Annotated in this window: 13 protein-coding genes; 4 read left to right on the forward strand and 9 right to left on the reverse strand. The window is 68.1% G+C overall.

Features of this window, described 5'->3' with window-relative positions:
• Window positions 1-130: 130 nt before the first annotated feature.
• Window positions 131-679: an RICIN domain-containing protein gene (locus tag A3CE_RS0102160; protein ID WP_020638423.1), complete on the forward strand. Its 549-nt coding sequence runs from the start codon at window positions 131-133 to the stop codon at window positions 677-679.
• A gap of 346 nt (window positions 680-1,025) precedes the next feature.
• Here A3CE_RS0102160 and A3CE_RS49795 read toward each other — a convergent pair whose 3' ends face one another.
• The 5 genes from A3CE_RS49795 to A3CE_RS57815 all read right to left on the reverse strand — a co-directional run bounded on the left by A3CE_RS49795 (window position 1,026) and on the right by A3CE_RS57815 (window position 5,190).
• Window positions 1,026-1,547, reverse strand: a complete 522-nt coding sequence (locus A3CE_RS49795; protein ID WP_020638424.1) for a tyrosine-type recombinase/integrase — start codon at window positions 1,545-1,547, stop codon at window positions 1,026-1,028.
• A 663-nt stretch (window positions 1,548-2,210) separates the two neighbouring features.
• Window positions 2,211-2,981, reverse strand: coding sequence for an IS21-like element helper ATPase IstB (istB, locus tag A3CE_RS0102170; protein ID WP_020638425.1), 771 nt, complete (start codon window positions 2,979-2,981; stop codon window positions 2,211-2,213).
• The gene (gene istA, locus A3CE_RS0102175) at window positions 2,978-4,450 is read right to left on the reverse strand and encodes an IS21 family transposase (protein ID WP_020638426.1); all 1,473 of its coding nucleotides are present in this window, start codon (window positions 4,448-4,450) and stop codon (window positions 2,978-2,980) included. Before istA ends, istB begins: the two co-directional genes overlap by 4 nt.
• Before the next feature lie 149 nt (window positions 4,451-4,599).
• Window positions 4,600-5,025, reverse strand: coding sequence for a GNAT family N-acetyltransferase (locus A3CE_RS57810; protein ID WP_260473824.1), 426 nt, complete (start codon window positions 5,023-5,025; stop codon window positions 4,600-4,602).
• A gap of 3 nt (window positions 5,026-5,028) precedes the next feature.
• Window positions 5,029-5,190, reverse strand: a complete 162-nt coding sequence (locus A3CE_RS57815) for a GNAT family N-acetyltransferase (RefSeq protein WP_020638427.1) — start codon at window positions 5,188-5,190, stop codon at window positions 5,029-5,031.
• A 190-nt stretch (window positions 5,191-5,380) separates the two neighbouring features.
• Between A3CE_RS57815 and A3CE_RS0102185 the strand changes: the two genes are divergently transcribed.
• Window positions 5,381-5,998: a hypothetical protein gene (locus A3CE_RS0102185; protein WP_020638428.1), complete on the forward strand. Its 618-nt coding sequence runs from the start codon at window positions 5,381-5,383 to the stop codon at window positions 5,996-5,998.
• 884 nt (window positions 5,999-6,882) lie between these two features.
• On the opposite strand, the gene A3CE_RS0102200 is transcribed toward A3CE_RS0102185, so the two are convergent.
• Together A3CE_RS0102200 and A3CE_RS53210 are read right to left on the reverse strand one after the other, a co-directional pair.
• The gene (locus A3CE_RS0102200) at window positions 6,883-7,458 is read right to left on the reverse strand and encodes a hypothetical protein (protein WP_157376760.1); all 576 of its coding nucleotides are present in this window, start codon (window positions 7,456-7,458) and stop codon (window positions 6,883-6,885) included.
• Window positions 7,455-9,035, reverse strand: a complete 1,581-nt coding sequence (locus tag A3CE_RS53210; RefSeq protein ID WP_020638432.1) for a hypothetical protein — start codon at window positions 9,033-9,035, stop codon at window positions 7,455-7,457. Before A3CE_RS53210 ends, A3CE_RS0102200 begins: the two co-directional genes overlap by 4 nt.
• 244 nt (window positions 9,036-9,279) lie before the next feature.
• On the opposite strand from A3CE_RS53210, the gene A3CE_RS0102210 reads away from it, so the two are divergent.
• Window positions 9,280-9,645, forward strand: coding sequence for a hypothetical protein (locus A3CE_RS0102210; RefSeq protein WP_020638433.1), 366 nt, complete (start codon window positions 9,280-9,282; stop codon window positions 9,643-9,645).
• Between the two features lie 62 nt (window positions 9,646-9,707).
• Here the strand turns inward: A3CE_RS0102210 and A3CE_RS49810 are convergent, their stop codons facing one another.
• Entirely contained in the window at window positions 9,708-10,127 is a 420-nt protein-coding gene (locus tag A3CE_RS49810) for a hypothetical protein (protein ID WP_020638434.1), read from the reverse strand.
• A 207-nt stretch (window positions 10,128-10,334) separates the two neighbouring features.
• Between A3CE_RS49810 and A3CE_RS0102220 the strand changes: the two genes are divergently transcribed.
• Complete coding sequence (locus A3CE_RS0102220) at window positions 10,335-10,625, forward strand: MFS transporter (protein WP_020638435.1); 291 nt, start codon at window positions 10,335-10,337, stop codon at window positions 10,623-10,625.
• A 30-nt stretch (window positions 10,626-10,655) separates the two neighbouring features.
• Here the strand turns inward: A3CE_RS0102220 and A3CE_RS53215 are convergent, their stop codons facing one another.
• A complete protein-coding gene (locus A3CE_RS53215) occupies window positions 10,656-14,144 on the reverse strand; it encodes an eCIS core domain-containing protein (protein ID WP_084641174.1) in 3,489 nt (1,162 codons plus the stop codon).
• Window positions 14,145-14,543: the final 399 nt, after the last annotated feature.

Consider the following 14,543-nt stretch of genomic DNA (forward strand, 5'->3'; position numbering starts at 1 on the left):
CCGCAAGCTGCTGGCCATTATCCGGCGAGCACCGTCGACCTGTCCACCACTGCGGTGTTGCTCCAGCAAGGCGGCCAGGCCACCGGTCCGGCGTGTCGACATGACGTGGCGATCAGGGGTTACCGACATTATGAGCAAGTTCAGGCGCTACCTCGGGGTTCTCGTGGGTGCGCTGGCTCTGTTCCTGGGCTTTGGCCCAGCGATGGCTCAGGCCAGCACCGCGGCGAATCACCAAGCCAATATTCGGACTGACCAATACTTCGAAATCAGGTCCCAGCTCACCCAGAGATGCCTCGACATTGAGTCCGCCGGCAACGGGGACGGAGTTCCGGTCGTGGCAGTGGACTGCTGGGGCGGCGCCAACCAGAAGTGGCGCCTCGCTGATGCCGGAAACGGCTATTACGAAATCCATCCGCTCAACAGCCAGAGGTGTCTCGATGTAGCAGGGTCCGGCCTCGACCAGGGCGCTCCGGCCATGCAGTGGGCTTGCTGGGGCGGCGCCAAGCAGCACTGGCGGCTCGCCGACGCAGGTAATGGCTACTACGAGATTAGGATCCAGCTCAACCAAAGGTGCCTCGACATCGCCGGTAGCGGCCTCGACCGCGGTGCTCGCGGAATGATCTGGGACTGCTGGGGCGGTGCCAAACAACACTGGCGGCTCGCACCGGTCAGCGCGTAGTACCTGACCCCACGGACCTGGCTCTATGCCGGAGCCAGGTCCCGTGCGCTTGCTGGGACCTGGTGATGCTGGTTCCGGCGTCCACGGTCTCAGGGGAGGTCGCCGTCCCAGCCGCTGACGACCAGTTCACCCGTGGATTGCGGCGCAGCGACTCCCCGTGGACACGGCACTCGTAGCCGTCGGGCTTGTGCGGCGGCCTCACAGCCGGGATCTCAGTACGTCGGCCTCGCAACGTGGCGAGGACTGGTCGCTAGCGGCCAGGAATCGTTCCGCAGTGCCAGAAGCGCATGAAGGAACGCTCCGCCTTCTCGAAGACGGAGCGTTCACCAATTTCCGTATGCCGTCATCAGACGGCGCGCAGCCGGGCTGATCGTGGCGATCGCAGGTGCTTGGTCAACAGCTCCCCCGCATCCGCCACAGACTGATGATCCGGATGCAGGTACCTCTGCGTCGTCGTCAGCGAGCCGTGGCCGGCGATCTTCTGCAGGTGATGCACCGGAACGCCGGCATCCGCCAGCCAGGTCAGGCCCGTATGCCGCAAATCGTGGCGGCGAAGGTGGTCGTACCCCAGCCGCGACACCACCTCATCCCACCGTGTCGCATCGCGCAACACCGCCGTCGTGATGCGACCGCCGCGAGGCCCCTGAAACAGCCGAGCGTCGGGATCTCGGTCAGCCAGAGCGATCCGCCTCTCAACCAGCTCTCGGATGTCCTCGATCAGCGGTACCTTCCGGGCCCGCTTGCCTTTGGTTCCCTTGTCCACCAGCCCCTCGGGCTCCTCGACCTCGGCGCCCCAGCGGAGTAGGCCGCGATCGAACAGGTCTCGACCGTGCTTCTCGCTGGCGAGGCCGTCGCCGATGTCCTGCACCGCAGGGCTACTCGTCGCCACCGAGAGCCACGCTGCGGAGGAATTCGGCGTCCCTCAGAGCCGCTCCCGCGCAATCTTCGGCGAAGCGCTCCGGTACTGCCGTCCTCCCGAGGCCAACCCATCGCCCCCTCGTGATGGGCGCTATACAGGCCGACGACCGCCCACCTCTTCTGCCCTGGGTATCGATCGCCGAGACACTCGGCCGGCCGGGCTTGTCGGCTTCCCTCAGCTCGTCGACCCGCTTCCGGCGGACGGGTCTCAAACCCGTCCAGTGAGAGTTCGAATCTCTCCGAGGGCACCACCTCTGACCTGCGAAAACAGGCCTCTGGGCAGCCTTGTTTGGAGCAGCGATCCAGTCCGGGATGTCCGGTTGTGTACGGCTGATACCGGTGGCGTGCGGCCAGTCGCGGTCTATTCGCGGTCTACTTTTTCGTCGGATCCGGGCCTCGGATGAGCGGGGTATCCAGTCGGTCGGCTTCCGGGTCCGGGGATCGGAGACGACGGTAGCGGGCGGCGGCATCGTGGCTCGATCACGGCCTGGCGGAAAGACAGGCGCTTCCCGTGTCAACGGTCATTGGGAACTCCGGGCGGGCGGACAGCTGGTCTGCGGGCTGGCGGACAGTACTTGTCCGGGCTGATGGACAGCGGTTCTCCGGATCTTGGTTAGGTCAAGGGGACCACCCCCTTGCCCGCGATGGCTTCGGCGAGGCGGTGGCTGTCGCCTTTGGTGGTGACCAGGTGGGCGTGGTGCAGTAGCCGGTCGACGGTGGCCGTGGCGAGGGTTTTCGGCATGATCGAGTCGAACCCGCTGGGATGGATGTTGCTGGTCACCGCGATCGAGCGGCGTTCGTAGGCGGCGTCGATGATCCGGTAGAACGCCTCGGCGGCGTCCTGCCCGGCGGGCAGCATCCCGATGTCGACGACGATGAGGTCGCAGCCGCAGATCCGGGAGATCGTGCGGGCCACCGAGCCGTCGACCTTGGCTTTGCCGACCGCGGCGGTCAAGGTTTCCAGGGTGAACCAGGACACCCGCATGTCGTTCTCGATCGCCGAGTGCGCGAGGGCTTCCACGAAGTGCGACTTCCCGGTGCCCGACGGCCCCGCGACGGCCAGGTTCTCTTGTCTTCCAATCCATTCCAATGTGGACAGTGAGTTCTGGGTAGCCTCGGAGATCGAGGATTCCTCGGCGCGCCAGGAGGAGAACGTCTTGCCGGTGGGGAAGTTCGCGGTCTTGCGCCGCATCCGCCGGGTCGCGGCGCCGCGGCCGGTGACCTCCTCGCCGAGCAGGACGCGCAGCACCTCGGCGGGATCCCAGCGTTGCGCCCGCGCGGTGGCCAGGACGTCGGGTGCGGCTTTGCGCAGGTAGGGCAGCCGCATCCGGCGCAGCACCAGGTCCAGTTCCTCAGGCAGGGCGGGGGCTTTGGGGCTGCTCACTGGCCGAACACCTCCCAGCCGCTGGTGCCCGGTTGCGCGGAGTGGGCCTCATCGGCCACCACCACGTCACTCGGCGGCCCGGAGGAGGTCAGGTGGTCCAGGATCGAGGCGAGGTCGTCCTCGGCGAACCGGCCCGCGATCGCCGCCAGCCCCAGCGCGTCGTCGACCCGGCCGGCATCCAGGATCGCCGCCAGTTCCACCGCGCGGGCCATCTTGACCCGGATCCGGGTCACCCCGGTCGCAGCGGCTTCGACCAGCCACCGGCGAGCACCCTCGCCGAGGGCGAGGAACGCGACCTCCTCCGGAGTGCGTGCCCTGACCTTCGGCGGGCGAGGCAGATTCCCGCCCGGATGGTGCGGGTAGTGCGCGTCGTCGATGCGCGGAGAACCCGGAGTGGACAGCACATGCCGGGCGATCTCGGTCAGCCCGGCGGTGGTGTCGCCGACGATGACCAGCTCGTCGCCGGTGACGCGGGCCCAGACCTTGCTGCCCTGGTGCCCGTCGGGGGTGGAGTAGCGCACCGACCCGAACCGGATCGTCTGGTCATCGTCGACCAGGCGCTCCTCGCCGAGGGCGATCGCGTGCGGTTCGGCGGGCAGGACGTGCAGATGCTGCAGTTCGGTGGCCAGCCGGACATCCGGAGCGGCCCCGGTCTCGCGGTGGGTGCGGGCGTTGACCCGCTCGCACCACTCGACACACGCGTCCGCCAGGTCGGCGAACGTCGAGTAGGCGGGCAGCAGGTTCGCCGTGGTGGGCACCAGGTCCGCCTTGGCGATCTTGACGGTGTGCTCGGCGCCGCCCTTGGACTCGGGGTCGAACGGCTCACACGTTTCGACTTTGCAGCCGTAATACCGGCCCGCGGCGACGATCTCAGGGTGACGTACCGGCACCCCGGCGACCCGGTCCATCGTCACCGTCCGGGGGTTGTCGGTCAGCAGATATGTTGGTGCGCCACCGATCCGACGCAACGTGGCATCCACACAGGACACCAGAGTGCCCAAGGTCTGGTCCCATGCGGGCAGCACCACGCGGAAGCGCGACCACGACAGCCACGCGCAGAACAACTGCGTGCGCCGCCCGCCGACTCGAGGGCCCTCACCCCAGTCGAACTGCATCCACATCCCCGGCTCCGGGGTCCACGGCCGGTACTTGCGGCGGTGGCCGGCCTTCCACGCTGCTTTCGCCTCGGCGACCGCGCGTCGGGTTGTGCGGTCGGTGCCGGTGAACCCCATCGCGACCAGCCGCTGATGCACCACATCGGCGCGGACCCGGCCCTGGGAGTTCGCCACCAGTTCCTCGATCTTGCCCAGGAACGGGTCGATCCCACGAGCCCGCCGCGCCGGGGTGAACGGGTCACCACCCGCGTCGCGGATCGCGACATAACGGGCGACGGTCTTCTCATCCACCCCCGCCAGCTCCGCTGCCGAGTGCGCACAGCGTGTCAAATCGAACGCTTCCAAGATGTCCATGATTTCCCTGTCAGACTTGGTCAAGGGACTCCTCCGGCCGCACGGGCGGGCAACTGATCAGCAACCAGAGCCAACCCCGCCGGAGGGGTCCCTACCTGCATTGATGTCAGGCGTGTCCCGGAGATCTCATGTCCATCGACCCGGAGATTTCATGTCCGCCCACCCGGACCGAACTGTCCGCCCACCCGGATTTTTTCATGTCCGCTGGCATCCCGGCGACGTGCGTACGTGTCTATGCCCGCCGGTCGGGTCGCGGGTGGCGCGGCAGGCAGGAGGTAGCTGCACTTTTCCGCCACCCGGCAGGAGGCCCGGTTGTCCTCCGCGTGCAGCAGGTCGAGACGGGTCAACGGGACGAGGCCCTGCGTGCTCAATGCCCACTGGGACACGGTCTCCAGAGCACGGGCGGCGATGCCGCGCCCCCGGACGTAGGCCGCTGTCCAGTAGCCGACTTCGGCCACACCGACGGCCCCCACCTTCACCACCACATGGCCGACAGGTGCCCGGTCGTTCACACCGGTCACCACAGCGAAGCTGAACCGCGTCGCGGAGTCCCAGCCGGCAGCCTGGACAGCCAGCCACTACCGCGCCTCGGCTTCGTCGGCCAGAGAGTGAGCCAGCCAGCGGCGCAACGCCGGATCGCGATGAGCCGCAACCAGCACCGACAGGTCGCCCAGGCGCCACGGCCGCAGCCGCAAGACCGCGGCAGACCCGATCTGCGGTACAGGCAAGATGATCGTCACGATCGTTCATCCTGCCCTGTCGAGGCCGCTCGGTCGCAGGCCCGGACCGAAAGGCGGACGCGCTCAATTCGGGCTACTTAAGACCGGACGTTGGCGCGTGACCAGGGATGTTAGAAGGTCGCGGGCCGCGAGAAGAGCGCCGAGCAAATGTCGTTGCGTGGTGACGTATCGCTCATGAAGACTGACAGCCATGCTCGTCCTGGAACCGGTGATCGACGCGGCCGACGCGACCGGTTTCACTCTCTGGCCGGTCACAGCCCGGGCCGGGCGCTCCTTGATCCGCGTGTCAGCGGGTATGTCCCCGCTCGATGTCGGCACGGTGATCGCGGCCCTGCACCCTCGCGGTTCCGATGCCTCTGCCGCACGCCTTCATGACGCTGTTGCCGTGCTCCGGGCAATCATCGAGGCCGACTGCTTGATCGCCGCCGGTGGTCTGCTGGCCCGCGACACGCTGACAGGGGTCGCTATCCCGCCGAGTTGCTGCTGCGGCCTCGAGAGCTGGCGCGAATGGACCGCCGTGCCGCACGGCGGCCAGCCGTGGCTCGGCCACAGCCCTGCACCCTGGGTGGAGCACCTCGGCAACGCCGTGCGCATCTGGCCCGACGGCGGCCTCGGCGAGGCCCCACCCCCGATCGAGCGCGCGATCACGGCACCACTGGACGTGTTCGCCGCTCAGCTGCACACCACACACCAAGACCTCCTCGGCTTCTTGGACGCAGCCACCCAATGGGCTCACGACTTCGCTCCCGGCATGGCCGGAGACTTGGCGGCCAAGCTCGACGACAGCTTCGCGATCACCGAACGGTGAACCCTCCCGAGGCAATACTCCCTACCCTGTCGCCGGTGGTGACCAGGCACCAAACCATCCGGTGCTGCTTGCTGTGTGCATCGCGCCGCTCAGCCGCGGAGCGTTGTCCCCGTAGTACCGAACAGCACCGGACTCCGCGACGCGTCGTGCCTGCACGTCGGCATAGTCTGCGCTTCAGCCCGCCCGAACCGGCTGGACAGCCGGTTCTGGAAGACTGAGCTCCATGTGGAGGGGCAGGTTTGGTCGGAAGTCGGTGATGGCGGACGCGATCGTCGTCATAGTTCACCAATCGGTTCTGTTCATGAGGGCAATGGCACATCGACGTGAAACCATGTGTGATGAGTTCTTCCCCGGTTGCGACTACCAGCAGCAGATCCGCGAACTGGCGGACGTGTGCGACAACCTTGTGCCCGGGTTGAGGCCGACCGGTCCCCGTCGCCCGCAAGACGCGCTGCAGTCACCTGGGACAACCGAAGCCGGCACCAACAGGACTGGATCCGCCATTGCCTCGCAGCACGCGGGCTCCGAGTCGAAGACTTGATCTCGACGGCACCTGGGCGACGTCGGGTCATGCCCAACTGAGTATTCGGCACAGTCGCAGCGGACTGCATCAAGCCGCGCTTGGCTGGTTCGCCGGCACGCACCCGGCCGAGCCGGTGGTGCTCTGCACCCAGACCGCCAACGAACGCTCCATGCGCGTCGCGGCAAAGCTGGGGTTCACCGCGGTGGAACTGTTCGAGGCGTACGGCGCCGAGCAGTGGTTCGGCGTGTGGTCCCCCGCCACGTCCTTCGATTGAGCTCATGCCCGACAATGGGCGTGACCTTGGACGCCACGATCGGCTGGAGCTACCCGTTGCCCACTTCACCCAACGACCCGTCGAACGTCACCGCGGCTGGGGGATCGACTCGTCGGGGGGGGGAGAGATGATCGGCGACGACCAAGTCACCGTCGGCCGAGCCGGGATCAGCATCCGGCCGTTCGTCGCGAACACTTCCAACCCGGCGCCGGCGAGTGCGCTGCCCGCCGACTTCAGCGTCACCCAGAACCTGCGTTCGCTCGAGCAGCCGACGAACACGTGGCGCGCCGCGTTCGCCTCACCGGTGCACGTCCGGGGGCTCCGCGAAACCAGCCCCGGCGCCCCAGAGTTCTTCGTCAGCGCCAACGGGGCCGAGCACACCGACCCGTACATCGGCGCGGCGGCCGTGCGCAATGTCCAGGCGGCCACTCCGACGGTGGCCGTGTCGGCCCCCGGAGCACCGAGCACTGTCGTCATCACCGCCGATTCGACGCCGAGCGGCGCGCCGATCCGATTCAGCATCGTCGAGGCCGCCCTCGGCTGCCGCAGGGGCGAGCTGACGATCAGCACCGCCCGGGCACGATCCGGGTGCGCGCGGGGATCGGAGCCAGCTTCGACGAGGTCGTCGTCACGGTCACCGCGTGACGACGTAGTCCGCGTCATCCGGGTGCGCATCCGTTGGCTGCCTGCTGGGCTTCGATGCGCTCCAGTTGCCCCAGGAGGGCCTTCGCCCGCCCGTTCAGCGCGGCTGCCTCGTGGCGAGCGATCACCGGGTCGCTCCAATCGATGGCCGCGATCTCGGCACGGACTTCGGCCAGTTGCGTTGCCAGGAAACCGTGGTTGTCGTGAAGTTGCTCGCACGTGTCCGCCGTGGAGCCGACCGCGACCGGGATCGACGGGCCGGCGTTCCCGAACCAGTGGACGCCATCACGCACCATCTGCCAGCAGAACCGGTAACTCCCGGCCGCGCCCGGAGCTTGGGCCTGGAAGTCGAACGCCACCGTCTCGCCCGGGTCGACCGTCGGCTGCCTGAGCTGTACCCGGTTCGCTCCCCACGATGCGTTGTCCTGAGGGTCCTGGCTGCCGAGACGGTAACTGTCCGCCGGGGTCCACGTCGTCGATCCGGTGTTCTTCGCCGATACTCGCACTCCGGCAGTCGCGCCTGCTGCCATCGGAACCGGCGGCGGGGTCGGCGTGCTCACCACGGCGTCGTCGACGTAGGCCGGTGCGGGGTCGGCGTGCGTATAGGATATAGGGAAGAAGCCGCGGACCGGTCCGGTTCCGTTGGTGGCGATCGTCTTCGCCGGCGCGGGTTCGCTGATGTCCAGTTGGATGACGATGTCGTCCTTGCCTTCGCGATTGCAGTCGTAGGTGTGCAACGTCAGGATGTCGCCGTGGGTTTCGTAACCCCAGACCAGGACAACGTGATTCTGGAACACGTCCCACGGCGCGTACGAGTGCACGAGGACGAGTCCGATCGGGCACAGAATCCCGTTGTCGATCGAGTCGAGTATGGCGGGAATTTCGCGCAGCGTCCGCCGGAACAGTCCATCACCCCAGACGACCGTGTCGTGATCGAGGGCAGCCGTTGCGGCCAGCCATCGTGCGACGATCTGCGGACCGGCGAAGCTGTCGATCAGCCGGCTCAGCAATTGCTGCACCAACTGGGGAGGGATCTCGCTTGAGACCTTGTTACGCAGTTGGGGCGTGCCGCTCTCGAAGATGTCCCGGGTGAGGAACGACATGCCGCCGCAAAGACCCATCGTTGTCGCATCCAGTGATACCGGCGGCAGCCCCAGGATGGAAACCGTGAGTGATGTTCCGGATGGCCATGGATTGTTGTGGAAGAGGGGCGCCCTGGTCGAGGGAAGGAATCCCGGCACTTTCACGGGGCCGAAGCGCTGGACCGTGTCCGACGCCCACAAGGCTGCGCCGTCGACGCCGTAGACCACGAGGTTCCCGTCGTCCTGGATCACCAGGAAAGCGCCGGGATTTCCGCCCGTGGCCGACGACCAGAACGGCGTACCTGCGGAGTCGTAGACCACAAGATTGCCGTCACCCTGCATTATCGCGTAGCTTGCCGGTGTCCCGGCGGTGCCGGACGCCCATAGTGGGTTGCCGTCATCGGTTCGGTATAGCACGAGATTTCCGTCGCCCTGCATGATCAGCCGCACGCGGCCGTTGCCGGAAACGATCTCGTCGTCGATGTTCAGTCGCTGATCGGTCGTGAGGCGGTCCATCGGTCCTCCAGGAATTCGTACGCCGGAGTGTGGGAAGTCGGCTGCCGCGCCGGGCTCGTTAACGCCGGCTCGTACCCGTACCTGAACGTCGTAATCCGGTCAGGCAAGGGATGCCCCCGTCGAGTGATGGCGGCCAGCAACCGGGTGACGGCAGGCCCCGGCCTGTTGCTCGGCGGACCGGACGCTGAATCCCGTCGCGCGAAATCCGTTACGTGGACCGGCGTCGAGCCTATACGGTCGCGCGATGACCAGCCTCCGCGAGTTCCGCCGGGCGTGCCACAAAGCGGCCCGGCGCACCGGCGGCCGGATCGTCGAGTTCCGGATCGCCGACGGTGTCACGCCGAACTTCCACCAGGGCGTCCTCGACCACGGCGGACACCACCGGTCGATCGTGTGCACCAGGGACCGGGCGGAGCCGGTCGTGGCGATCGCCGAGCCACGGGTAATCGACGGGACGGCGGTCGGCTGGGGACCGCTGACGTTCGTCGAAGCTCCCGAGCTGGTCGCCGTGCTGGCGGAGTTCCCGGCGTTCCAGGTGCTGACCCCGGCCGACCTGGAGTACTGGGCTCCGGTCGATTTGGGCGAGGGGCTCTTCAACTACTGGGACTGACTGGATTCTGCGCTGCGCAGCATGACAGCGTGTTCGTTGCGTGCCACCGAGATGTGGCCAGGTCAGGAACGGGTGGTCAGGTCGCGTAGGGCAGTCCACAGGTCCTTGGCTGGTTCGCCGAGCATGATCGAGGTGATGATCAACTCGATCGTCAGACGGTCGTGGTCGTCGCTCTGCCTGCGATGACGCTGTGGATCAGTCTCGACGAGCGCCGAGCCCACCGTTCTACCGCCACCAGTCGTGAGCGTGAACGTCACCTCGTAGATGCCGTATCCGGTCCAGCTCCGGTGCATGAAAACGACGTCACCCTCGACCAGGACGTCCCATCTGTGGTCCATGTCCGGCGACCGGTAGCCCATCCGGATCTGGCCCCACTCGTCAGCAGTCCACCTCCGGTCGGGCAGTACGGCAATCGACTGAGGTACTGCGATCGGCCGCAGATCGGGGAAGGACCGCCTGGTGAGCGGCATGTCGGATGGCATGACGGGAGCCTAGACTCGCTGCGACGAGGCGATGCGGATATGGACCGAGAATAGGCGCCGCGACCGACGGGCACCGTACTACCGCCCATCCTCTCGTCGGCATGAGCGCGCGCCAGGCCGGTTCTGCGCAAGTCGAGGAGGCCAGCCCTTCTGCTCTGGGCGATCGTTGCAGGACCCGCGGGGTTGGCCGGGTTGAGGTTCTCCGCCATGGGGGCGCTGGAACTGACCACGAGCAAGGCCGATTCCTTTCGGATTTTCGCCGCGGCCGGGACATCACTGCTCGGGGACGGCGTCCGTAACGCCGCTCTTCCCTTGCTCGCCGTCGCCCTGTCGCCGACACCGGCAGCGGTCGGCATCGTCACCTTCGCCGGCACAGTCCCGATCCTGCTGTTCACACTACTGGGCGGCGCACTCGCCGACCGGCACGACCCGCCGTGGGTGTTGCCGACGGTTCCCGTCGTCGGCGACACCCACGACCCGACCAGGACGTCGTCATGATCGAACGTCGCAGCACGATCGACGGGTGGGTTACCGGCTTGTCGGCACCAGCTGGTTTTCGCGCACGTAGGCGAAGCCTTCGGAGTTGGTGCGGGAGATCCATTCGTCGTGGATGAGGCCGGAAGCGTCCCAGGATTGCTGCCCGGTCTGCTCCGGCCAGAACCAGTCGGCCAGACGTCGGTAGGTGATCATGTCGGCGGCCTTCACCCGGACCAGAGGCCCTTCGGCGCGGAATGGATAGGCCACCGTGGCCTGGCGCAGGAACTTCGGTTGCACCTCGTCGAAGTCGATCACGTGGGGGTGACCGTGCTGGTCGTAGACTTGCACCCGGCGCTCCTGCCCGAACACGAGCGCACTGTCCTTGACGGTGGACGCCGCGGGAGCACCCGGCGCACCGGCGGCGGCGTCCATCCGGGCCTGCTGCCCGGCTTCCAGGTCGGTGCTGAGCCGGTCCAGCTCGGCGGGCACGCCCGGCGCGAGTCCCTCGAGCACGAAGTAGCGGTATTCCTCTTCCTCGCTGTCCCACAACAGAACCGCCCAGTCCGCGCCGATCTTGCGCAGGGCTTGGCCGGGTGGGTAGGAGTTGACGAACGTGTACCAGTCGCCGAGCCCGGCCAACTCGGCGATCAGATGGTGGACCATCGCGCGCAGGCCGTCGGGGTCGATGCTCGTCACCACGACCATGTCGAACTCCGGCACTCCTGGCGGCCGGGTGTCAGACGTGGCCGCCTGTGCGGCCTGCGCCTGATCGCCGGTGAACACGAGGTTCCAGCCGTACAGCGTGCCCTTCTGGGCCAGCGCGATGGTGGGCTTCACGCCATGCTGCTGCCACCACAGCATAGTGCGCACACCGTCGCGCCGGTTGGCCGCCTGGTTCTCCTCGGCCCGCTGGTTGGCGTCCTTCAGCTGCACCGCGATGTCCAGACCGATCCGGACGATCTCGATCATGGCCAGGATGCCCGCGCCGACCCGGGTCGACACCGGGGTCACGATGGTACCGCCGGCTCCGTACACGGTCCGGCCGCCGTGCTCGGCACGCGCGGCCAGCTCGTTGAGCTGCCCCTGGCGGATCAGTGACTCGGCCAGCCTGGCCCGGAACTCGGCACTCATCTGGCGGGACACGAGCCGCTGCGAGGTTTCCCGGGTGGCTTCCTCGATCCGGGCCGGCGTCCATTCCGCCCGGGTGGCGGCCCAGGCCGCCCGGACGTGATCATGCACCAGGTCCGGCCCGAGCGTGCCGGCGGCGGCGCGGACCAGATCGGTGTGCTCGGCCCGGCGGGCGTGCAGCTCGGTCACGTCGTCCGCCTGCAGCGCCGCGACCATGCGCAGGGCATTGACGTACAGCCTGCTGTACAAGGAAAGCCCGGCCTGATGCGCCTCCATGTCGTTGGCCGCCTTAGTGAGGTTCTCCTGCTCGGCATTGACGGTGGCGTTCACCTGGTTCAAAGCCGCTGTCACACCGGAGAAGTCGGCGCTTCCCTTCAGTCCTTCGGCAGCGTCGGCGGCGGTTCGGGCCTGGGTCCACACTGCGTCCACGGCGGTCTGCAACGCGGTCTGCACCCGGGTCAGCTCGGCGTCGGTGGCGGCGAGCGAGGAGGTCAGCGGCGCGGGCGCACCGGCCGACAGCGCCTCTCGCATGGCCCCGGCGTCGGCCCGCAAACCCTTCAGCTCGGCGAGCTTGCGGTACCCGGCGCGCAGCGCGGTCTCGTTGGCCTGCAGAGTTTCCATCGCCCGCTGCACGCCGGTGAAGTCCAGCGTGACCCGCTCCATGGTGCTTCCCCGCGCCCTGGTCACCTGCGACTGCCCGGCCGGTGACGGATCACCCTCCACGCGTTCCGGGGCGACGCCGATCGCGTCCAGGAAACGGAACGAGCGCTGCTGGCGGGTCTCGTTGGTGGCGAACTGCCGGGTCGTCTGGGCGAACACCCGCAAGTCCCCCTCGCCGGACTCGAACGCCAGCTTCAGCATGTTCAGCATCCCGGTCGCGTCCGGGCCGGCCTGCTTGCCGAAATGGTGCGGGTCCTCCATCACCCGGAGGTTGAGCCCTTCCGCGCCAAGGATCCGACGCATCGCGGCGTCTCCGACGGCGTTGACGATCTCGGTGAACTGGTGGCCCTCCGCGTCGCCGGTGAACACCATCCTTTCGCCGCTGACCAGGTCCCGGACCACCACGACGGGACTGGTGGCGTTGCGGTTGAACGTGGTGCGGTCCGGCTCGGCGAGCGCCTGGGCGGCGGCCACTGAGCGGAACTCGGTCAGCTCCATGTTGTCGATCACGGACTTGCGGACCATGACCGACCCGCCGGTGATGTCGACGGTGATCAGCCGCTGATCTGTGTCGACGGTCAGGCTGCTCGCTGTCCACGCACCGCCGCTGGCCGCGCCCAGTTGCTGGGTCGCCACCTCGACCGCGGTGCGCGAGAACGCACTCTGCCGCAACAGCTCCCGCGCCGCGTTGTAGTGGTCGGTGTCCGCGTGGGATAGCTTGATCAACTGCGGGGTGGCCACCCCGTTCGCCGTGACCGCGCCGATCGCGGATACCAGGCGCTGCACAGATTGCGCGTTGACGCTGGTGGTGGTCCCGCTCCCGGCGTCGAGCAGGACGCTGCCGCCGCCGATCGAGGACAACAGGATCGAGCGGCCCTTGCCGATCTGCATGATGTAGGCCTCGACCCCTCGGCCGACCTCGGCCACCGGGGTGAGCCTGATGACCGGCACGCGGTAACCGGTCAGCCGCGTCCCGAACGTCATCCCGACGATCATCGTTTGGGGCGGAGCGGCATGGATGCCTTGCGTGAACGTCTGCGCGAGGGCGTGCTTGTCCTCGTCGCTGAGTGATGCAGCGAGCGCCGGGTCGAGCCCGGTGACGGTGGCCGGAGCGGCCGGAGCGGCTGGGGTGGGGTCGCGGCCGATCACCGGCGGAGTCCCGGTGGGGCTGCCGGCGATCCGCCCACCGCCGGCCACGGCGTCAGCCGCGCGGTCCGCGGCCTGCTCGGCGGGCGAATCCGGCGCCGACACCTCCAGCCGGTCGCCGGCCGGATTTCCGCTCTGCTGCAGGGTGTGCGTCACCTCGTGGGCCAGCAGGCGAAATCCCGGCGGCGAGCCGGCGTCGAACTGGCCCTGCCCGAAGTGGACATCCGAGCCGACGGTGAACGCCCGCGCATCGACCTGCCGGGCAAGGGCGGCCGATGCCGAACCGGTGTGCAGCCGGACGTCGTTCAACGGCACGCCGAAGCCGGCCTCGAGCCGCTCCTTCGGCACTGCGGGGATCGGCTGCCCCGCGCCGGTTGCGGCCAGCCGCTCGGTGAACCCCTCCGGTGCCCCACTGGATCCGGCTCCCTCGACCGCACGGCACACCGCCGCGTTTCCGCCGGTCGTCAGCGCGCTGAGGTCGACCCCGGAGCGGTACAGACGGGCGACCGAGGCGTTGTCGATAGTCGGACGCGGCCCCGGCTTATGACCGAGAGACCCGGTGTCCGCGTGGTCCCCGACCGGCGCCGCCCGCGCCCGCATATCCATCCGTCAAGGGTGAGGCAAACGCGGCGGCATCGCCAGGGCAGCCGCCAGAATGTGCCCAACGGGGCAGTGGCCGCAGATCTTGAATGGCCGGGTTCAGGGAGGATCGAGGTCCTGGCCGGTTTGTGCGAGGAGCCGGTGATGAGGTCGGGTCGGTACTGGATGGGGTTCGAGCCGGTCGCGCACGCCGCCAGCAAGTGATCCAGCCCGAGGCGACCCGGCTCGGCGTGACCGCGCCTCGCCGAACGGCTGCTCATCCCCGCCGACGACGTTCCTGGCCTGCTGGCCTACGCCGCCACCCGGTACATCGAGAAAGTCGACGGCGGGATCCCGGCGCGACCACGTCCCCCCGCTTCGGTCCACGTCGGCACCCGTGGCCGCAGTACGGTGGCCAGCGCGGGC

Origin of the sequence: Amycolatopsis balhimycina FH 1894, assembly GCF_000384295.1 — a bacterium.
In the GTDB taxonomy this organism is placed as follows: Bacteria; Actinomycetota; Actinomycetes; order Mycobacteriales; family Pseudonocardiaceae; genus Amycolatopsis; species Amycolatopsis balhimycina.